Raw genomic sequence first — 20,030 nt, forward strand, 5'->3', positions numbered from 1 at the left:
AACGCCTCAGGAGTCCAACATGCAATCCAATCTCCTCAACTCCTGGCAATTCTGGGCGCTCCTGTCGGCAGCCTTCGCCGCCCTGACGGCGATCTTCGCCAAGGTCGGCATCGAGAACGTCAATTCCGATTTCGCGACCTTCATCCGCACGATCGTGATCCTGAGCGCGCTGGGCGTGATCCTCGTCGGCACTGGCCAGTGGCAGCCGCTCGCCTCGGTGTCGCAACGCACGTACCTGTTCCTGATCCTGTCCGGGCTGGCGACCGGCGGCTCGTGGATCTGCTATTTCCGCGCCCTGAAGATTGGTGACGCGGCCCGGGTCGCGCCGATCGACAAGTTGAGCATCGTGCTGGTGGCCGTGTTCGGCGTGCTATTCCTCGGCGAGAAGCTTTCGGGTGCAAACTGGGCCGGCGTCGCGCTGATCGCCGCGGGGGCGCTGCTCGTCGCCTACAAGGGATAGGTCAGGCTGCCTCGCCTGCGACCCAGCCCGAGGACCAGGCCCACTGGAAATTGTAGCCACCGAGCCAGCCGGTGACGTCGACCGCCTCGCCGATCGCGAACAGGCCCGGCACCTTCTTCGCTTCCATCGTCCTCGAAGAAAGCTCGTTGGTGTCGATGCCGCCCACGGTCACCTCGGCCTTGGCGTAGCCCTCGGTGCCGGTGGGCGTCACGTGCCAGGCCTTCAGTTCGGCCGCCAGGGTTTCGAGATCCTTGTCACGGCGCTCGCCGATCACGCCTTCCGGCGCCAGCGCCTGCGCGAGGCGATCGGGCATCAGGTCGCCCACGATGTTGCGCAGCTCGGCCTTGGGCCTGAGCCGCTTGCGGCCCTTGAGGAAGGTGGCCGCGTCACTGTCGGGCAGCAGGTCGACCGTGATCTCCTGGCGCGGCTGCCAGTAGGAGGAAATCTGCAGGATCGCCGGCCCCGAGAGGCCGCGATGAGTGAACAGCATGGCCTCGCGGAAGCGCGTGCGGCCGACGCTCGCCACCACGTCGAGCGCCACGCCGGCGATGTCCGGCACGCGCGCCGTGAAGGGCACGAGGCCCGGCCGCGTGTCGGTGATGCGCAGCTTGAAGTGGCGCGCCACCTCGTGCGCGAAGCCGGTCGCGCCCATCTTCGGGATCGAGAGCCCGCCGGTCGCCAGCACGACGGAGGCCGCGGAGAAGTCGCCGTGGTCCGTCATCACCGTGAACCGGTCGGACTTCTCTACGCGCGTGATCTTGTGCGCCACCCGCACGTCGACGCCCACCGCCGCGCATTCGTCCAGAAGCATCGCCACGATCTGGCGGGCCGAGCCGTCGCAGAACAGCTGGCCCAGCGTCTTCTCATGCCACGCGATACGGTGCTTGTTCACCAGATCGATGAAGTCGTGCTGCGTGTAGCGTGCCAGCGCCGATTTGCAGAAATGCGGATTGGCCGAGAGGAAGGCCTCGGGCCGGGCGTCGCGATTGGTGAAATTGCAGCGCCCGCCGCCCGAGATCAGGATCTTCTTGCCGACCTTCTCGGCATGGTCGAGCACCAGCACCCGGCGGCCGCGCTGCCCCGCCCGCATGGCACACATCAGCCCTGCGGCGCCGCCGCCCAGGACGACGACGTCGAAAGCCTGCGACTGGCTCACGCCAGCGCCTTGCCCATGATCCAGAGCGCGGCGGCGAGGCCCGCGATGGCGCCGGCGACCGAACCGCCGACATAGAGGCCCGCCATCAGGTATTCATGCCGCTCCCAAAGGAGAACGGCGTCGAGCGAGAAGGCGGAGAAGGTCGTGAAGCCGCCCATCACGCCCGTCGCCAGGAACAGGCGAAGATGACCGGCCGCACCGATCCGTTCGGCGAACCAGCCGGTGATCAGCCCCATCACGATCGAGCCCAGGATGTTGATCACCAGCGTGTGCCAGGGAAAGTGCGAGCCCAGAAGGCGTGCCACCCAGATGTTCATTCCGTGTCGGGCGGCGCCGCCGATGCCGGCGCCCACGAAAACGACCAGATAGCTCATGGCTGACGCCCTCCGAACTTCGTCTTCCAGTCGGGCACGGCATTCGCGAAAGGCAGCGCCGTCGCCTCGTAGACGCCACGCGCCACCGCCCGCGCCAGGCAATCGGCCGCCACCGTGCCGAGCTCCGTCAGCACCGGCGGGGCGCCGCCCCGGCCCGCGCGCCCCGTCGCCGCCGCGAACACCGTATCTCCGTCGTTCGGCGCATGCACCGGACGCAGCGACTTGGACAGGCCATCGTTGGCCATGATGGCGAGCCGCTTGCACTCCGCCTTCGTCAGCGTTGCATCCGTTGCCACCAGCGCGATGGTGGTCGCCGTGACGGGCAAGGGCTGTCCCTTGAAGCGAAGCTTCAGCGCATCCGCGGGCAGCGGCGCCGGCCAGCCGAGGCCGCCGAACTCCTTGCCCTGCTCGTAGGCGCCCGCCCAGAAATGCGGGCCGCTGCCGATCGTGGCCGAACCCACCGCATTGACCGCAACGAGTGCGCCGACGGTGAACCCCTGGCTCGTCTTCGCACTGGTCGAACCCAGGCCGCCCTTCAGTCCCGCCGTCGTGGCGCCCACGCCGGCCCCCGCCGTGCCCAGCGCGAAGTCATGCGCCGCCACCAGCGCGGCATCGCGGCCCAGATCCCAATAGGGCGGCTCGTGCTTTACCGGCTCGCGCATCCAGTCCTTTTCGCCACCATTGATCAGGTCGAACAGGATGGCCTGCACCGCAACGGGAATGGCCAGCCCGCCGAAGGTCCGGCCCTGCCCGCGCTGGCAGAGTACCGCCGAGGCGCCGCCGGCAGCGTCGAGGCCATAGACCGAGCCGCCCGACAAAACCACGGCGTCGATCATTTCGCCCACCATCTCGGGCTCGAGCGACGTGCCCATCCGGTCGCCCGGTGCACCGCCCAGGGTCGAGATGCTGGCGACGGCGCCCTGTTCGAAGATCGCGACCGTGGCGCCGGTGGCGGCGCGCATGTCCTGCGCGTTCCCGACCAGGACGCCCGGCACATCGGTGATCAGATTTCTCATGTCAGGAACTCGCCGCCGTTCACATGGATCGTCTGGCCGGTGATGAAGGTGCCTTCCGGCCCGACCAGCAACCGCACCATGGCGGCGATCTCCTCCACCGTGCCGAAGCGCTTCAGCGGAATCGGCCGGTTCACCGCCGGACGCGCGCCCGCGGCGGCCCCGCGCGTCGTGTCGATCGCGCCCGGCGCCAGCGCGTTACACGTAATCTTGTGAGGCGCCAGCTCGACCGCGAGCGCCCGCATCAGCCCTTCGAGGCCCGACTTCGAGGCCGAGACGTGACAGCGGTTGGGCGTGCCGACATGGGTGGAAATGCCGGACAGCGCCACGAAGGCGCCGCCGCCGCGCGCCACCATCTGCGGCACGATCGCCTTGCCGAGCAGGAACGCGCCGTCGAGCGCGACCGACATGATCTCCCGCCATTCCTCGAACGCCATGTCGAGGAAGGAGGTCTGACGCCGCAGGCCGGCGTTGCTGACGAGAATGTCGACGCCGCCGAACTTCGCAGCCGCCTCGGCCGCGAGACGCGGCGGAACGGCCGGATCGGACACATCGCCCATGGCGGCCGTCGCCCTGCCGCCCGCCGCCTCGATCTCGGCGACGACGGCATCGACCGCCGCCTTGTCCGAGCGCCCGTTGACCACGAGGGCAGCGCCGTCGCGCGCCAGGGTCAGCGCGATCGTGCGGCCGATATTCTTGCCCGCGCCCGTTACCAGCGCGACCTTGCCTTGCAGGGGTAATGACATGCCTTCTCCGCCCAGGGTCCGCGGGGACCCTAGCGGAGATCGACTGCGAACTTAAGCGTTGCCGTCAGCCGGCAACGATGTAGGCGCGCAGCGCCTCGGTCTCGTGATGCGCCTCTTCGAGACGCGTCTTCACGACGTCGCCGATGGAGACGAGGCCGAGCAGTTCGCCGTGGCGAACGACCGGCAGGTGACGGAAGCGACCGCGGGTCATCAGCTGCATGACATGCTCGATCGAATCGTCGGGATCGCAGGTCACGACATCGCGGGTCATGACCTGGCGGGCCTCGAGATCGAGAGCCGCCGCACCATGCGTGGCGAAGGCGCGCACGAGATCGCGCTCCGAGACGATGCCGGCGACCGAATCGTCGCCATCCAGGATCAGCACAGAACCGATGTGACGCGTGCTGAGGTGCTGGGAAATCTGGCCGACCGACGTGCCCGGTGTGACCGTGTGAACGAGACCGCCCTTACGCGACAGGATATCGGAGACGAACATGAGTTCCTCCTTCCGTGGTGGATGGGTCTGCCGAACGCCAACGCTGTAGCGCGGAGGGAGGTGGCGGGCGATAAAGCCCCTCATGAACGATGCCCGATCTGCCCTCGTCCTCTTCTCCGGTGGACAGGACTCCACCACGTGTCTGGCCTGGGCGCTAGAGCGATTTACGCATGTCGAGACGGTCGCTTTCGACTACCGCCAGCGCCACCGGATCGAGCTGGACCAAAGGCTTACCGTACTGGATCAGATCCGGCAGCGTTTCCCGCACTGGGCGGAGCGGCTGGGCGAGGACCATTTCATCGACATGGGCGTGCTGGGACAAATCAGTGACACGTCGCTGACCCGCGACGTCGCCTTCGCGATGGAGAAGGACGGGCTGCCCAACAGTTTCGTGCCCGGCCGCAATCTCCTGTTCTTCACTTTCGCCGCCGCAGTGGCCTGGCGGCGCAACATCCGCAACCTGGTGGGCGGCATGTGCGAGACCGACTTCTCGGGCTATCCCGACTGTCGCGACAACACGATCAAGGCGCTGCAGGTGACGCTCAATCTCGGCATGGATCGGGCCTTCGTCCTCCACACGCCGCTGATGTGGCTCGACAAGGCTGAGACCTGGGGGCTGTCCAATGAACTCGGAGGCTCCACGCTGGTCGAGCTGATCCTCGAACACACGCATACCTGCTACGACAGCGTCCGCGGCGCACGGCACGAATGGGGGTATGGATGCGGCGAGTGCCCCGCCTGCGCCTTGCGCAAGCGGGGCTTCGTCGCGTGGCGCGAGGGCAGGTCCTCGCTGTAGCGACTTAGCGGCCGCCGGCGAGCTGGCGGGCGCCGGTCAGGTTCTGCTGGATCTTGGGAAGCTGGCCCTGGGCGAAGCGGCGCAGCGCGCCGTTGCCGCCGTCCTGCGAATAGGCGCCGTACTGGGCATTCGCATCCGTATGCGCAGCGAGCTGGGCATTGGCATAGGCGGTGTCGAACTCGACACCCTGCAGCACGTTCAGCCGCTGCAGGGTCGCGGTCCAGCCCGGCGCGTTGGCCGGATCGGGCGCGTAGGAGACGCCCGCTTCCTGCCGCGCCTTGCTCAGGTACTGGGCGGCCTCGGTCTGGTCGGCCACCATGCGGGCCGCAAAGCCGCGCACGTTCTCATTCGTCGACTTGGCGATCGCAAGCCGGCCCGAGGCGATCTCGAAGTCGTTGAACTCCTGGGCAAAGCCCACGAAGCGGGCGTCCGGCAGCGCGTTGACGGCGAAAGCGGCGGTGGCGGGAAGGGCCGACAGGGCGGCAACGCCGAACAGGACCGAACGGCGGGCGATGGGCTGCATGAAGTGTCTCCTGGATTGTGTGCGATCTAACGCAACCATTGCGCGCGGGTTCCTCGGGGTTCCAGCGCCGCGACGGACCTGCTAGGAGCGCCGGCATGATTTCTTCGCGGCGGGCCAGACTCGTGGGCCTGGTTTATTTCCTGGCCTTCATCGCCTGCATCCCGCTCGCCAACTGGATGATCGGGAATGTCGGCGCGGTGTGCGTGCCGCAGGGGCCGTGCCTCGTGCCGGTCTGGCCCTGGGGTCCGGGCGGCAAGCCCCTGATGGCGCCCTCGGGCGTCCTGATGATCGGACTGGCGCTGGTCTTGCGCGACCTGGTGCAGCGACGGCTGGGCCGCGGCGTCGCCGTCGGCGCCATCGTGGCGGGCGCCGCCCTCTCGGGGGCGGTCGCACCGCCGCAGCTGCTGGTCGCCTCGGCGACGGCTTTCCTTCTCTCCGAACTGGCCGACTTCGCCGTCTACACGCCGCTGCAGTCGCGCGGGCTCGTGCTGGCCGTGCTGGCCAGCAGCGTGGTGGGCCTGATCGCCGACAGCGTCCTCTTCCTGTGGCTGGCCTTCGGCAGCCTCGACTATCTGGCGGGCCAGATCCTGGGCAAGCTCTGGATGGTGCTGCTGGCCCTTCCCTTCATCCACTGGATCCGCAAACGGGAGTTGTCGACATGAGCCTTTCCCTGTTGCCGGTCGACGATCGAGTCTCCGTCTCCGGTCAGCTCGATCCGAGCGACATGAAGGAAGTGGCCGCGGCAGGCTTCACCGCCGTCGTGAACAACCGGCCGGACGGGGAAGCCTTCTTCGGCCAGCCGAAGACGGCCGACCTGCGCGCGGCCGCCGAAGCAGCCGGACTGCAATTCCTCGACCTGCCCTTCTCCGGTCCGCGGGCGACGCCCGATCAGGTGCGTGCTCTGGCCGACCTGCTCGCCTCGGGCGACGGACGAGTCGTCGCCTTCTGCAAGAGCGGCATGCGTTCGGCATTGCTCTGGGGTGCCGCGTCGCTGGCCAATGGCCGTTCGATCGAGGAGGTGCTGCAAGGCGCGCGCGGGGCGGGCCTGGACTTGAGCGGCGTCGCAGAGCTTATGACGGGCCTCGCGCAGGCGGCGCGACGCTGAGCCGCCGACCGAAAGACTTGGCTTGCACCGGACGGGCGGCCGCTTCTTAATCGCGCGTCTTGAAGAATCCTTGGGGGAGTAATCCATGTTGAAGTCGATTCTGGCCGTGTCCGAAGGCGGTCCCGATGCCGCGATGTCCTTCCGGCTGGCCGCCCGGGTCGCTGCCGTTTTCGACGCCTCCGTGGATGCGCTGCATCTGCCGGTCGGCCCGGCCGGCGGCGCCATCGGCGGGCTCGCCATGAGCGGCGAGGCGATGCCGCTGATCATGAACCTCGACGACGAGCGCCTCGAGGAGCGGGCCAAGGAGTCGGACCGCGCCTACAAGGAAGTGCTCGGCGCGAATGCCGGCTCGACCTACACCGCCGCGGAGACCGCGACGCTCGACACGCTGGTCGCGATGGGCCGCTGCTCGGATCTGCTGGTGCTCGGCCGCCCCGGTTCAGATCCCGAGAACGTGGCCCCGGCCACCGTCGAGGCCGCCATCCACGAATGCGCGCGTCCCGTCATGATCGCGCCGCCGAATGCGGGCACCGGCGGGTTCGGGTCGATCATCGTGGCGTGGAACGGCAGCTTCCAGGCGGCGCGCGCCGTCGAATACGCCCTGCCGTTCCTGGCGAAGGCCAACAGCGTCACGCTGCTGGTCGTCGGCTCGAAGGCCGACGATGTCGGCGCGTCCTATCTCGCGCGCAATCTCGGCCGGCACGGCATCAAGACCACCATCGACGCGATCGATCCCGGCGCCGTATCGGGCCGCGCCCGCGGTCGCGCCCTGCTCGATTACACGCACGGCAAGGGCTCCGACCTGCTGGTGATGGGCGCCTATGGCCGCGGCCAGGTCATGAGCTTCCTCGGCCTGGGCGGCGCCACCGGCAAGGTGATCTCGTCCTGCCGCGTGCCTCTATTGATGGCGCATTAGGCCGAGCAAAGCTCGGCCAGCAAGCGTCGGGACATCGCTTGCGATGTCCGGGAGCGCCGAAGAAAGAGCGTTCTCTCATGACCCCATCGCCCTCGTTAGACGAGGGCACTTCCCCTTTGCGGAGCCCGCAAAGGGGAAGAGCTGTTCAACCCCTGGCCAGCCTCAAGGACAGGCGCCGGCGCCTTGGGTCACGACCTGCGGATCGCTGCAGGCGGTACAGGCATTGCCGTAGGTCTTGCGCGTCCCGTCGCGCAGCTGGCCGCAGGCGGGACGATAGTCCTTGGTACACATCTTCGGCCGCGGATCGGCGCAAGGACCGCCGGCCACCGGCAGGGATTCGGGCGCGAGCTCGGCGCGGGTCAGGCGGAACAGGAACGGCTGGGGCCGGTACTCGCTCAGCGTGCCGAACATGAAGATGTTTGACCCCACCGCCGGCAGGGGACTGAGCGGCCGCATCATCGTCACCTCGAGCTCGACGACGTTGCCCGCCTGGGCCTCGTCGGTGATCGCGCCTTCGATGCGCTCCGGCGTGGCGCTGACGACCTTCAGCGGCAGCTTCAGCCGCTGGCCGCCCTGCTGCCGGTCGCCGATCGCCTTCCAAACCGCCTCCGCCGCGCGCTTGTTGGCCGGGCTGACGTCGCGATGGCGCAGCACCAGGACCCATTGTGCGGGCGTCAGCTTGGCCGGCTCGTTGTCCTCGAGGATCTCCAGCGCCCGATCCGGCGGCGTCATGGCCCGGGGAATCGACTTCTTGAAGTTGGCGGGCGGCGCCGTCTCGTTGGCGACGCGCGAGACGACCGCATCCCAGCCCTCCTCGCTGCCGCGATAGACGCTGTAGCGCGAGCGGACGTAGCGATCGATGTCCTGCGCAGCGGAGTCGTTCTTGGCCGCCTTCGCAATGGCGATCGAGCGGGCGCCGTACCAGAAGCCCAGCGCATCGACCGGCGATCCCTCGAGCTGGGCCACCGCATATTGATAGACGTCCTGCAGGTTGGTCGGGTCGGCCGCCACGGCCAGCCGGTAATATTCGCGCGCCTTGTCGTAGTCCTTGGCCTGCAGTGCCGCGAAGCCCAGCACGCCGTTGAACACGCCGGCCATCTGCTCCTTCACCAGCGCGAAGCCGGCATCGTCGAGCAGCGCCGGCTTCTGCCACTTGGGCATCACCGCGAGGCCGCGTTCCGACGCGGCAACGGCGGCCGCCAGCGCCGACGTGTCACCACCCGCGGCCTTGAGACGCCCGACATAGGCGCGGTTGGCCAGCGCGCGCACATTGTCGGGATCGACCTGCAGCAGGCGCGCGACCAGCACGTCGGCCTTGCCCGGCTGGTTGGCCGCCTGCCAGGCCGAGATCGCCTGCTCATGGGCGTCGAGCCGCAGGACGCTGCCCGGGTACCAGGCAATGAACACCTCCATCGCCTGCGCCCGCCGCGCCGGATCCTTGGTGTTCAGCGCCGCCATATAGCTGTCGTACTCGGCGGGGTTGGTGAAGGAACTGCGCTGGGCAGGACTACCGGCTGGAGGAGCAGGAGTCTGCGATGGCGTCTGTGCGGCAGCATTGAAGGACGCGACGGCGCATGCCGCCGCGAAAACGATTGCCAACCACCGCCATGCTGCCATTCCCGACTCCTCCCCGATCACGCGCTGTGTTGCAAGCCCATCCCGCCCTGAATTGCCGTGACCATTTGGGCGAATTAAGGCACTGTTCCTGCGATACTTTTGAGCGGGGACTTCAGGATGAAAGACCGACGTTCGACGGCTTCGATGCTCGTCGCTGCGGCGTTTTGCGCTGCCTGGAGCTTGGCGCCGGCATGGGGCCAGCAGCCGGGCGCCCCGCCCCCCGCCGTGCTCGTCCAGGCTGCCGAACTGAAGCCGATCGCCGATCAGTCCGAATTCATCGGCCGCGCCGCCGCCGTCGACAAGGTCGAGCTGCGGGCGCGGGTGAAGGGCTTCCTCGGCCCGCGCAAATTCGCAGACGGCGATCAGGTCAAGAAGGACCAGGTCGTGTTCACCATCGAGCCCGAGACCTATCAGGCGGCGGTTGACCAGAAGAAGGCCCAGCTCGACGCCGCGCGGGCCGCGCTGGCGAATGCCGAGCTTCAGTTGAAGCGCGCCGCCGAACTGCTGCGCACCAACACCGGAACCCAGGTCACCTACGACCAGCGGCTCTCCGAGCAGCTGCAGGCCAAGGCCCAGGTCGAGGACGCCAACGCCCAGCTCCGCGATGCCGCGCTCCAGCTTTCCTACACCGACATCAAGTCGCCGATCGACGGCCGCATCGGTCGCGCCGCCTTCTCGCCGGGCAATCTCGTCAGCCCCGAATCGGGCGTGCTGGCGACGGTTGTCAGCGAGAACCCGATCCGCGTGCTCTTCCCCGTGACGCAGCGCGAGCTGCTCGACGCGCGGCGGGACCAGGCGACCGACCCGAACGGCATCGTCGTGCGCGTCCGGCTGGCCGACGGCTCGATCTACAAGGAAAAGGGCAAGATCGACTTCATCGACAACACGGTGGACGCCAAGACCGACGGCCAGATCGTTCGCGCCACCTTCCCCAACCCTGAAGGCATGCTGACCGACGGCCAGACGCTGCGGGTCATCATCGAGGGCGAGCAGGTGCCGACCTCGGTGGCGGTGCCGCAGGCGGCCATCGCCCAGGACCAGACCGGCGCCTACCTGTTCGTCGTCAACGACAAGAACGTGGTCGAACAGAAGCGCGTGCGCACGGGCGTGTCCCGCGACGGAATGGTCGCCATCACCTCGGGCCTCAAGGAAGGCGAACGGGTGATCGTCCAGGGTCAGCAGCGCGTGCGACCGGGCATGACGGTCAATCCCAGCGTGGCGCCCCCCTCTGCCTCGACGCAGAAGCAGTAAGCCATGACGATCTCGTCGCTGTTCATCCGCCGGCCGCGGCTGGCGTTCGTCATCTCGACCGTCATCACCATCGCCGGCATCATCGCCATGATGGCGATGCCGGTGGCGCAGTTCCCCGACATCGTGCCGCCGCAGGTGCGTGTGACAGCGACCTATCCTGGCGCGTCGGCCCAGGCGGTCGAGGAAAGCGTGGCGCAGGTCATCGAGGCGCAGGTCAACGGCGTCGAGCGCATGATCTACATGAAGTCGACGTCGGGCGGCGACGGCAGCTACCAGCTCACCGTCAGCTTCGAGGTCGGCTCCAACCCCGACCTCAACACCGTCAACGTCACCAACAGGGTCAACCAGGCGCTGGCCCTGCTGCCCCCCGAGGTGCAGCGGCTGGGCGTCACCACCAAGAAGCAATCTTCGGCGCTGCTGCAGGTCGTGGCCGTCTATTCGCCCAACGGCTCGCGCGATGCGCTGTTCCTGTCGAACTTCACGACCATCACCCTGCTCGACACGCTGCGGCGCGTGCCGGGCGTCGGCGACGCTACCCTGTTTGGCGCGCTCGACTATTCCATGCGCATCTGGCTGAACCTCGAGCGCATGGCGAGCCTCGACATCACCCCCAACGAGGTGGTGCAGGCGGTGCAGGCCCAGAACGTCCAGGCCGCGGTCGGCCAGGTGGGCGCGGCACCGCTGCTCGACGATGTCAGCTTCCAGTTCAACATCACCACCCAGGGCCGCCTCGTCACGGTCGAGGAGTTCGAGAACATCGTGGTGCGCGCCAAGTCCGACGGCGCGATGGTCCGCGTCAAGGACATCGCCCGGGTCGAGCTGGGCGCCAAGACCAGCGACCAGCTCGGCCGCTACAATGGCCAGGCCGCGACCGGCATCCAGATCTACCAGCTGCCCGGCGCCAACGCGCTGGCCACGGCCCAGGGCGTGCGCAACGCGATCAAGGCGCTGGAGCCGCGCTTCCCCGAGGACGTCGCGTACAACGTGATGTACGACACGACGGTCTTCGTGCAGGCCACGATCGAGAGCGTGATCCACACCCTGATCGAGGCCTTCGTCCTCGTGGCGATCGTCGTCTTCATCTTCCTCGGCAACCTGCGCGCCACGCTGATCCCCATCATCGCGGTGCCGGTGGCGCTGATCGGCACCTTCGCCATCATGCTGGCGCTGGGCTACTCGGCCAACACGATCTCGCTGCTGGCGCTGGTGTTAGCCATCGGCATCGTGGTCGACGACGCCATCGTCGTGGTCGAGGCGGTCGAGCACATATTGGAGCACGAGCCCGAGCTCACGGTCGCCCAGGCGACCGAGAAGGCCATGGGCCAGGTCACCGGGCCGATCATCGCGATCACCCTGGTGCTGCTGTCGGTGTTCATCCCGACCGCGTTCATCCCCGGCATCTCGGGCCAGCTCTACGCCCAGTTCGCCGTGGCCGTGTCGGTCTCGATGATCATTTCGGCGATCAACGCGCTCTCGCTGTCGCCGGCGCTGTGCTCGCTCATCCTGCGGCACCGCAAGAAGCCGACCGGCATCATGGGGTGGATGCAGGGCCGCATCGACAGGACGCGCGACGGCTACACGAAAGTGGTGACGCCGCTGGCGCGGCGCGGCATCGTGGCCCTCCTGCTGGTCGTGGGCTTCGCCGCCGCGACCGGCGGCATCGGCTCGATGGTGCCCTCGGGCTTCCTCCCGGACGAGGACCAGGGCGCCTTCATGGCCGAAGTCCAGCTCCCCGACGCGGCTTCGACCAACCGCACCCTCGCGGCCGTCGCGGAAGTCGAGAAGATCATCGCCGACAAGCCCTGGAAGCAGAGCGTGTTCACCGTCTCGGGCTACAGCCTGATCGACGGCCTGGCGCTGCCCAACCGGGCGCTGGTCGTGGTCGAGCTGAAGCCGTTCGACCAGAGAAAGGACGCCTCGCTTTCGGTGTTCCGGGCGCTGAAGGACCTCAACGTCGCGTTCAGCCAGATCGCCTCCGCCAACGTCTTCGCCTTCAACCTGCCGCCCATCATGGGCCTGGGCAACTCGTCGGGCTTCGAGTTCGTGGTGCAGTCGCTTACCGGCGCCTCGCCCACCGATCTCGCGGCCGTAGCGCGCGGCGTGATGATCTCGGCGCAGGAAGTGCCGGAACTGGCGGGGGTCTACACGACCTACAGCGCCTCGACGCCGCAGATCAACCTGAAGCTCGACCGCGAACGGGCCCAGGCGCTGGGTATCTCGATCGCCGACATCTTCTCGGCGATGCAGACGTCGCTGGGCGGCGCCTACACCAACGACTTCAACCTGTTCGGGCGAACCTGGCAGGTGAAGGTGCAGGCCGATGCCTCCGACCGCAGCAAGGTGAACGACGTGTTCCGCGTGCGCGTGCGCGCGGCCAGCGGCGAACTCGTGCCGCTGCAGGCGGTGGCGAACATCGAGATGGTCACCGCGCCCTCCTCGGTCGTCCGCTACAACAACCTGCGTTCGGTCGTCGTGAACGGCGCGCCCGCGCCGGGCTACTCCTCGGGCGACGCCATCGCCGCCATGGAGAAGCTCGCGACCCGCACCCTGCCCGCCGGCTACGGCTTCGAATGGACGGGCACGGCGCTGCAGGAAAAGGCGGCCAGCGGTCAGACCGGCTTCATCCTGGGCCTCGCCGTCGTCTTCGCCTACCTGTTCCTGGTCGGCCTCTACGAGAGCACGGCGATCCCGGTGGCGGCGCTGCTGTCGGTCATCGTGGGCCTGTTCGGCGCCGTGACGGCGCTGCTGATCGCCGGCCTCGACAACAACATCTTCGCCCAGATCGGCATCGTGGTCCTGATCGCGCTCGCCGCCAAGAACGCCATCCTGATCATCGAGTTCGCGATGGCCGAACGCGAGAAGGGTGCCGACATCGTCACCGCGGCGACGACGGCCGCCAGCCTGCGATTCCGCGCCGTCATGATGACCTCGTTCGCCTTCATCCTGGGCCTGGTGCCGCTGGTCATCTCGTCAGGCGCCGGCGCCGCTACCCAGCGCGCCGTCGGCACCGCGGTGTTCGGCGGCATGATCGCGGCCTCGTTCCTCGGCATCTTCGTGATCCCGGGCCTCTACGTCGCCTTCCAGCGCTTCCGCGAGACCGTGAAGGGCTGGATGGGCGTCAAGCCGGCGACGGCTCCGACTTCGTCCACGACGAAGACGGAGCACTGACCGCGGTCAGTTCAGCGGCCGAGCCACGGCGGAAGCGGTTCCGCCGTGGGCTTCTCCGGATGGGCGGCGAGTTCATCGGTGGTGGCGCGCTCAGACTCCGACAGATCGTGACGCGCCGCGGTCGCCTGCCGCCACGTATCCCAATCGGACGTCTCGCGCCCGTTCACCGAATGGTGGTCACGCACGACGTTGACCCGGACGAACCACAGGCCGCTCGCCTGCACGCCATGTCCGAAACCCATGGGATCGGCCTTGCCCGCACGACAACGCCGCCACGCTTCACCGGCGGTGATGAACATGTCGTCCGGCAGATCCGCGAGATCGAAGCCGATGCCCAGACTCGGCGCGATGATGCGATCGAGCTGGGCGTCCGCACGGCGCCAGCGCCCCTCGCGCCAGTACTCGCAGATCCAGTGATCCTCCCACGCCCTCGTGAAGTAGGCCCCGAAGCCGCAGCGCACGCGGGCCGGCATGCCTTGCTGGCGCAGCATGCCGCACAGCATCAGCGCGTAGTCGCGACAGGTGCCGACCGCGCGCCGGTCCGGCGCCCGCTCCACCGTCAGGGCGGATCCATCGAGATCGGCGATCTGCCTGAGCCGGCCGGCCAGCGGCAAGGTCTCACGTGAAACCGTGCGGAACTGGGCCTCGCTCACGCCGTAGGCCGTGAGCCAGTCGGAATGGATCAGCACGCCCTGCACGATCCGGCAGAGCGCCGCGACATCGATGGGCAATCCGTCGAAGGTCAATGATCCGGCGCCGGGGGCCGACATCGGGCCGTGATGTCGCCAGCGCTCGGGACTTTCCATGGTCGTCATGACGACCATGGTAGCAGGTCTGCCGGGAAGCCGTCCTCAGGCGGCGGCTTTGACCAGGCGGTCGCTGCGGCACTTCATCAGCGGCTGGATGTGCTTGCCGAACTGGTCCATCCCGACGAGGAAGTCGTCGAAGGTCAGCATGATGCCCTTAGTGCCGGGCACGGTGGCGCATTCGTCGAGCATCTTGGCCACGCTGGCATAGGAGCCAACCAGCGTGCCCATGTTGAAGTTGATGGCGCCCTCGGGCGCGGAGATCGCCTTGGCGGTGCCGCCCTCGGCCGCATTGGGATCGGCGTCGGCCTGGCCCGACATCCAGGCCATCGCGCCCATGTCGGCGCCCTCGTTGTAGAGCTTCCACTTGGCCATCGCCTTCTCGTCGGTCTCGTCGGCGATCACCATCATCAGCACATAGTTGCCGACGTCGCGGCCGGTCTTCGCGGCCGCCTCGACCATCAGCTGGTTGGTCGGCGCATGGGCGGTCGGCGTGTTGACGCCCTTGCCCAGGGTGAAGTTGTAGTTGCAGTAGGTCGCGCCGAACTCCATGCCGCGCGGGCTCTGGCCGGCGCTGACGATCTTGATCGGCTCCTTTGGACGAGGGCTCAGCTTGCAGTCCGACATCTGGAAGTACTTGCCCTTGAAGTCCGACGTGCCGGTCTCCCAGAGCTCCTTCATCACCGTCACGAACTCGGTGGAATAGTCGTAGCGGTAGCCGAAATAGGCCTCGCCGGGCCACAGGCCCATCTGCTCGTACTCGTCCTTGGCCCAGCCCGACACGATGTTGACGCCGAACCTTCCGTGCGAGATCGAATCGATGGTCGAGGCCATGCGGGCGATGATGGCGGGCGGGATGGTGAGCACCGCCACCGAGGCATAGAGCCGGATGCGCTCGGTGACTGCGGCGAGGCCCGCCATCAGGGTGAAGGATTCGAGGTTGTGGTCCCAGAACTCGCTCTCACCGCCGAAGCCGCGCAGCTTGATCATCGAGAGGGCGAAATCGAGCCCGTAGCCCTCGGCCTTCTGTACGATCTGCCGGTTGAGGTCGAAGCTCGGCATGTACTGGGGAGACGTCTTGGAGATCAGCCAGCCATTGTTTCCGATCGGAATGAATACACCGATGTCCATGGAGCCCTCCTGGGATATGGACTCCCGGCAGCAATCGGCATGCCAGCCTGCGAGCCCGCATGGGCTACCCATCCGCCGGCCGCTCGGTCATCATGCCCGGAACGAGCTGTAAAATGGGGAACGAGCGAATGGCGAAATCGCCCAACAGACTGTCGGCGAGCGAGGCGGTCCTGCGCATGTCGCAGAAGCGCCTGAAGGCGCGCGATCTCGTCGAAGCCTGCCTCGACCGCATCGAGCTGCGCGAAGGCCAGGTCCATGCCTGGGAGGCGCTCGACGCCGAGGGCGCGCGGAAGCGCGCCGACCTGCTCGACAGGCGCGCCCGGCCGGTGGGACCGCTGCACGGCATCCCGCTCGCGGTGAAGGACATCGTCTCGACGAAGACGATGCCCACCACCTGCGGCTCGCCGATCTATCGCGACCATGTCGCGGGCCGCGACGCCGCCTGCGTGACACAGCTCGTGAACGCCGGCGCCATCGTGCTCGGCAAGTCGGTGACGACGGAATTCGCCGGCGCCCATGCCGGCAAGACGCACAATCCGCACAACCTGCGCCACACGCCGGGCGGTTCCTCCTCCGGCTCGGCCGCTTCGGTCGCCGACACGATGGTGCCGATCGGGTACGGCACGCAGACCTCGGGCTCGGTGATCCGTCCCGGCGCCTTCAACGGCGTCGTTGCCTACAAGGGCACCTTCGGCTGGGCCGACACGACCGGCATCAAGACCTATGCCAAGAGCCTCGACACGCTGGGCTTCTTCACGCGCACGGCCAACGACCTGGCGCTGATCCGCGCCGCCTACGGCCATGCCCCGGCCGATCCGCCGCTGCATGCGCCACGCATCGGCTTCTGCCGCACCCTGTGGTGGGACCAGGCCGAGCCGTACAACAGGAAGAATATCGAACTCGCCGCCCGCACCCTGCGGGCCGGCGGCGCCAAGGTGCGCGACTGGGACATGCCCGAGAGCTGGGCACCGCTGATCACCGCGCACAACCGGGTGATGACCAGGGAGGCGACGCGGCACTACGGGCCGGAACGCGCCCGCTTCCCTCACCTCCTGTCGCCCGGGCTGACGGCAAGCCTCGAGGTGGGCGACGGCGTCACCTCGTCCCAGTACGCCGACGCCATGAAGCGCAAGCGCCGGGCGCTGGCCGATCTCGCCCAAGTATGGGAGCGCTTCGACTTCCTGCTGGCACCGGCCGCCCGTGGCGAAGCACCGGCGGGTCTCGGCTACACCGGCGATCCGATCTTCAACCGCTTCTGGACCCTTTTAGGCACCCCCTGCATTGCCCTGCCCTTCAATGCCGGCCCGTTCGGCCTGCCGCTGTCTGTGCAATTGGTCGCGCCGCTGCGCGACGACGACCAGCTGATTTCCTGGGCTCGCTGGGTGGAAGCCCGCCTCTCATGAAGCTCGGCCAATGAAACTGGGCCTGATCGGCTACGGCGCCATCGGCAAGCATGTCGAGGCCGCCGGCCTCGAGAACATCGAACTGGTCGCCGTCCTGGTGCGCCGGCCACGCCAGGAAGGTGTTCTGACGCACGAGCCCGACCGATTCTTCGCCCATGATTTCGACGCGGTGGCGGAATGCGCCGGGCACGAGGCGGTCCGCATGCACGGACAGCGCGTGCTCGAGAGCGGCGCGGACTTCTTGGTGACGTCGGTCGGGGCCTTCACAGATACGGCGCTGTTCGACCGGCTGCTGGCGGCGGCAAAGGCAAACGGTGCACGGCTCATCCTGCCCTCGGGTGGCATCGGTGCGCTCGACATACTGAGCAGCGCCGCGGTCGGCGGGCTGGAGAGCGTCACCGTCACGGTGCGCAAGGACCCGTCGGCCTGGAAAGGCACCATCGCCGAAACGCTGGTCGATCTCGACGCGCTGAAGGCGCCGCACACGGTGTTCGACGGGCCGGTGCGCGAGGGCGCAAGGCTCTATCCACAGAACGTGAACATCTCGGCCGCCGCGGCGATCGCCGGCCTGGGCCTCGACAAGACCCGCGTCGTGATCGTGGCCGATCCCACCATCACCACACACATCGTCGAGCTGGAAGCCAGGGGCGCGTTCGGCCGCTTCACCTTCAGGGAGGACGTGGCCGTCAGCGAGGAGAACCGCAAGACCGGCAAGCTGGTCGCCATGGCAATGGTGAAGTCGGTGCGCCAACTCGCGTCGACGCTGGTGGTCGCGGCCTGACGATCAGACGTAACCCGGCCCCTCGATGACAGGGTGGGCGATCAGGAACTCTTCGTCGATCTCGACGCCGATGCCGGGCTTGTCGAGCGGGCGGACGTTTCCGTCCTTGCCGATCTCCCAGGGCGCGCTGCCCAACTCGTCGCGGAACTTGTTGGCCACGGAAAGGTCGGCCTCGAAGTAGCCGCCATTGTCGATCGACGCCAGGAAGTGGATCGACACGGCGTGGTTCAGGCCGGTCATCGAACTGTGCGGATGGATCGGCAGCTTCCACATCGAGGCGGCCGCCGCGATGCGCTGCACTTCGGTGATGCCGCCGCTCTTGGAAAGATCCGGCTGCAGGATGGTGATGTTGCCGTCCTCGATGATGCGGTGGAACTCGAAGCGCGTGTAGTGGTTCTCGCCGGCCGCCAGCGGTGTCACGCCCCAGCCCTTGGCCATCGCATAGGAGCGGTGGTCGTGCGCCGGGAACGGCTCCTCCAGCCAGGAGATGCCGAGCTCATCCATCGCCGGCATCACGCGCCGCACATCCTCGACCGTGTAGCCGGTGTTGGCGTCGGTCAGCAGGACCATGTCGTCGCCGAAGCGCTTGCGCACCGCCGTCATGCGGGCGATGTCGTTCCTGACGCTGTCGCCGACCCTGAGCTTCAACGCCTTGTAGCCCGCTTCGACCATGGGTCCGGCCTCGTCGGCCAGCGACTCCGGCGCCTGGTAGCCCAGCGAGATGCCGCCGGCATAAGCCGGCACCGGCCTGTTGGAGCCGCCCAAAAGCTTGTAGAGCGGCCAGCCCACGGCCTTGCCCTTGATGTCCCAGAGCGCCTGGTCGAGGCCGCTCATTGCCATGGCAGTGGCCGCGCCCATGCCGTGGCTGCCGAGCTGGAACTTGTAGATCTTGGCCCAGATGCCGACCGTGTCGGTGGCGTCCATGCCGACCACGAAGCCCTTCAGGGTCGTGTTGATCAGGTGGCCGATGCTGCCCGGCGAGCGCGCATGGTGGCTCTCGCCCCAGCCCACGATCCCGTCCTCGGTCGTCACCTTGACCATCACGCAGTCGCGCTTGGTCATGGTGCCGATGCCCAGCGACACCTGCAGCTCCTTGGGCACGCGATAGCTGGTCGGATAGGCCTTTACGTCGACGATTTTCATCGCTCAGCCCACCTTGTATTTCTTCAGGACCTCGCGATCGATCTCGATACCGAGGCCGGGTCCCGTCGGGACCTTGACGATGCCCTTCTTCTGCTCGATCGGCTCCTGCGCCAGGTGATCGCGCAGCGGGTTGGGCGTCTGCTCGAACTCGAGCATCGGCGGCATCGGGCGGAAGGCCGGCGGCTGGTCCGGCAGCGCCGCGAGGAACTGCACCGTGGCGGCCAGCCCGATCGCCGAGCCCCAGGCGTGCGGCACGCATTCGACGCCGAAGGCCGAGGCCAACGTCGCGATCTTCCGGCATTCCGAGAAGCCGCCGGCGGCACAGAGGTCGGGCTGCACGATGTCCATCGCCTTCCGGGCAATGACATCGCGGAAGCCCCATCGGGTAAAGTCGTTCTCGCCGCCGGCCACCGCCATGTCGAGCGCGCGCGTCACCTCGATATAGCCGTCATGATCCTCGGGGCTGATCGGCTCCTCGAACCACAGGATGTCCTGATCCTCGAGCATGCGGCCGAGCTTGATGGCGTTGGGCACCGAGAAGCAGTGGTTGGCGTCGACCGCGAGCTTCACGTCCGTGCCGATCGCCTCGCGCACCGCCGTCACCCGCTTGGCATCGAGCTTCAGGTCGCCCAGCCCGATCTTCATCTTGATGGCCTGGAAGCCGTCGTTCTTGAACTCCAGCGCTTCCTCGACCGCTTCGTCGATCAGGCGGTTCATGTCGATGAAGTACAGCCCGGTCGCGTAGGGAATGACCTCGGTGCGATAGGCGCCGCCGATCAGCTTGTGCACCGGCTTGTTCACGGCGCGGCCCATGATGTCCCACAGCGCGATGTCGATGCCGGAAATGGCCGAGATCGCCATGCCGGTCGTGCCGTAGTCCTTGATCCTGTTGTAGAGGTCCTCCCAGATCGCCTCGACGTCGAACGGATCGCGGCCGATCACGCGCGCCTTGTACTGCGTCTCGACGAAGGTCTTGGCAACGGCCGCCGGACCGTAGCACTCGCCCCAGCCGGTGATGCCCTCATCGGTCGAGATCTCGACCAGGCAGGTGGAGCGCGTGCCATAGACCCAGCCGCGCGCCGAGACGAACGGCTTGTCGACCTTGCAGCTCAGGATGTGGCAGACGACGTCGGTAATTTTCACTT

At 67.6% G+C, this 20,030-nt stretch carries 20 protein-coding genes; 9 read left to right on the forward strand and 11 right to left on the reverse strand.

Annotated features, from left to right (window positions below; all coding sequences use genetic code 11):
- Window positions 1-19: 19 nt before the first annotated feature.
- Window positions 20-460: an EamA family transporter gene (locus ACO07I_RS13455; RefSeq protein ID WP_422018112.1), complete on the forward strand. Its 441-nt coding sequence runs from the start codon at window positions 20-22 to the stop codon at window positions 458-460.
- Window position 461: 1 nt separating this feature from the next.
- Here ACO07I_RS13455 and ACO07I_RS13460 read toward each other — a convergent pair whose 3' ends face one another.
- From ACO07I_RS13460 to ACO07I_RS13480, 5 genes are all read right to left on the reverse strand, one after another.
- Window positions 462-1,616, reverse strand: a complete 1,155-nt coding sequence (locus ACO07I_RS13460) for an NAD(P)/FAD-dependent oxidoreductase (RefSeq protein ID WP_422018114.1) — start codon at window positions 1,614-1,616, stop codon at window positions 462-464.
- The gene (crcB, locus tag ACO07I_RS13465; protein WP_298311291.1) at window positions 1,613-1,990 is read right to left on the reverse strand and encodes a fluoride efflux transporter CrcB; all 378 of its coding nucleotides are present in this window, start codon (window positions 1,988-1,990) and stop codon (window positions 1,613-1,615) included. Before crcB ends, ACO07I_RS13460 begins: the two co-directional genes overlap by 4 nt.
- Entirely contained in the window at window positions 1,987-3,006 is a 1,020-nt protein-coding gene (locus tag ACO07I_RS13470; protein WP_422018117.1) for a P1 family peptidase, read from the reverse strand. Before ACO07I_RS13470 ends, crcB begins: the two co-directional genes overlap by 4 nt.
- On the reverse strand, window positions 3,003-3,749 hold the full coding sequence (locus ACO07I_RS13475; RefSeq protein ID WP_422018119.1) for an SDR family NAD(P)-dependent oxidoreductase: 747 nt from the start codon (window positions 3,747-3,749) through the stop codon (window positions 3,003-3,005). The genes ACO07I_RS13470 and ACO07I_RS13475 overlap by 4 nt, the downstream gene beginning before the upstream one ends.
- A gap of 64 nt (window positions 3,750-3,813) precedes the next feature.
- Entirely contained in the window at window positions 3,814-4,245 is a 432-nt protein-coding gene (locus ACO07I_RS13480; RefSeq protein WP_422018121.1) for a CBS domain-containing protein, read from the reverse strand.
- Window positions 4,246-4,327: 82 nt separating this feature from the next.
- On the opposite strand from ACO07I_RS13480, the gene queC reads away from it, so the two are divergent.
- Window positions 4,328-5,041, forward strand: a complete 714-nt coding sequence (gene queC / locus ACO07I_RS13485) for a 7-cyano-7-deazaguanine synthase QueC (protein ID WP_422018123.1) — start codon at window positions 4,328-4,330, stop codon at window positions 5,039-5,041.
- Between the two features lie 4 nt (window positions 5,042-5,045).
- Here queC and ACO07I_RS13490 read toward each other — a convergent pair whose 3' ends face one another.
- A complete protein-coding gene (locus tag ACO07I_RS13490; protein WP_422018125.1) occupies window positions 5,046-5,564 on the reverse strand; it encodes a DUF4142 domain-containing protein in 519 nt (172 codons plus the stop codon).
- 95 nt (window positions 5,565-5,659) lie between these two features.
- Between ACO07I_RS13490 and ACO07I_RS13495 the strand changes: the two genes are divergently transcribed.
- The 3 genes from ACO07I_RS13495 (at window position 5,660) to ACO07I_RS13505 (ending at window position 7,585) form a co-directional block, all read left to right on the forward strand.
- Window positions 5,660-6,226: a VUT family protein gene (locus ACO07I_RS13495; protein WP_422018127.1), complete on the forward strand. Its 567-nt coding sequence runs from the start codon at window positions 5,660-5,662 to the stop codon at window positions 6,224-6,226.
- A complete protein-coding gene (locus tag ACO07I_RS13500) occupies window positions 6,223-6,669 on the forward strand; it encodes a TIGR01244 family sulfur transferase (RefSeq protein ID WP_422018129.1) in 447 nt (148 codons plus the stop codon). Before ACO07I_RS13495 ends, ACO07I_RS13500 begins: the two co-directional genes overlap by 4 nt.
- Before the next feature lie 85 nt (window positions 6,670-6,754).
- A complete protein-coding gene (locus ACO07I_RS13505) occupies window positions 6,755-7,585 on the forward strand; it encodes a universal stress protein (protein WP_422018131.1) in 831 nt (276 codons plus the stop codon).
- A 162-nt stretch (window positions 7,586-7,747) separates the two neighbouring features.
- On the opposite strand, the gene ACO07I_RS13510 is transcribed toward ACO07I_RS13505, so the two are convergent.
- On the reverse strand, window positions 7,748-9,202 hold the full coding sequence (locus ACO07I_RS13510) for a hypothetical protein (protein WP_422018133.1): 1,455 nt from the start codon (window positions 9,200-9,202) through the stop codon (window positions 7,748-7,750).
- Window positions 9,203-9,319: 117 nt separating this feature from the next.
- On the opposite strand from ACO07I_RS13510, the gene ACO07I_RS13515 reads away from it, so the two are divergent.
- Together ACO07I_RS13515 and ACO07I_RS13520 are read left to right on the forward strand one after the other, a co-directional pair.
- On the forward strand, window positions 9,320-10,453 hold the full coding sequence (locus tag ACO07I_RS13515) for an efflux RND transporter periplasmic adaptor subunit (protein WP_422018135.1): 1,134 nt from the start codon (window positions 9,320-9,322) through the stop codon (window positions 10,451-10,453).
- Between the two features lie 3 nt (window positions 10,454-10,456).
- Entirely contained in the window at window positions 10,457-13,621 is a 3,165-nt protein-coding gene (locus tag ACO07I_RS13520) for an efflux RND transporter permease subunit (RefSeq protein ID WP_422018137.1), read from the forward strand.
- 11 nt (window positions 13,622-13,632) lie between these two features.
- Here ACO07I_RS13520 and ACO07I_RS13525 read toward each other — a convergent pair whose 3' ends face one another.
- Both ACO07I_RS13525 and rutA read right to left on the reverse strand, forming a co-directional pair.
- The gene (locus ACO07I_RS13525; RefSeq protein ID WP_422018139.1) at window positions 13,633-14,445 is read right to left on the reverse strand and encodes a transglutaminase domain-containing protein; all 813 of its coding nucleotides are present in this window, start codon (window positions 14,443-14,445) and stop codon (window positions 13,633-13,635) included.
- A gap of 27 nt (window positions 14,446-14,472) precedes the next feature.
- Window positions 14,473-15,558: a pyrimidine utilization protein A gene (gene rutA, locus ACO07I_RS13530; protein ID WP_422018141.1), complete on the reverse strand. Its 1,086-nt coding sequence runs from the start codon at window positions 15,556-15,558 to the stop codon at window positions 14,473-14,475.
- 128 nt (window positions 15,559-15,686) lie between these two features.
- On the opposite strand from rutA, the gene ACO07I_RS13535 reads away from it, so the two are divergent.
- Window positions 15,687-16,961, forward strand: coding sequence for an amidase (locus ACO07I_RS13535; RefSeq protein WP_422018143.1), 1,275 nt, complete (start codon window positions 15,687-15,689; stop codon window positions 16,959-16,961).
- Between the two features lie 10 nt (window positions 16,962-16,971).
- Entirely contained in the window at window positions 16,972-17,742 is a 771-nt protein-coding gene (locus tag ACO07I_RS13540) for an aspartate dehydrogenase (protein ID WP_422018145.1), read from the forward strand.
- Window positions 17,743-17,745: 3 nt separating this feature from the next.
- On the opposite strand, the gene ACO07I_RS13545 is transcribed toward ACO07I_RS13540, so the two are convergent.
- Both ACO07I_RS13545 and ACO07I_RS13550 read right to left on the reverse strand, forming a co-directional pair.
- The gene (locus ACO07I_RS13545; protein WP_422018147.1) at window positions 17,746-18,885 is read right to left on the reverse strand and encodes a mandelate racemase/muconate lactonizing enzyme family protein; all 1,140 of its coding nucleotides are present in this window, start codon (window positions 18,883-18,885) and stop codon (window positions 17,746-17,748) included.
- Between the two features lie 3 nt (window positions 18,886-18,888).
- Window positions 18,889-20,028 carry a mandelate racemase/muconate lactonizing enzyme family protein gene (locus ACO07I_RS13550; protein WP_422018149.1) on the reverse strand — a complete coding sequence of 380 codons (1,140 nt, stop codon included), beginning with the start codon at window positions 20,026-20,028 and terminating at the stop codon, window positions 18,889-18,891.
- Window positions 20,029-20,030 lie beyond the last annotated feature (2 nt).

It is taken from the genome of Reyranella sp. (genome assembly GCF_965227665.1).
Taxonomy (GTDB): Bacteria; Pseudomonadota; Alphaproteobacteria; order Reyranellales; family Reyranellaceae; genus Reyranella.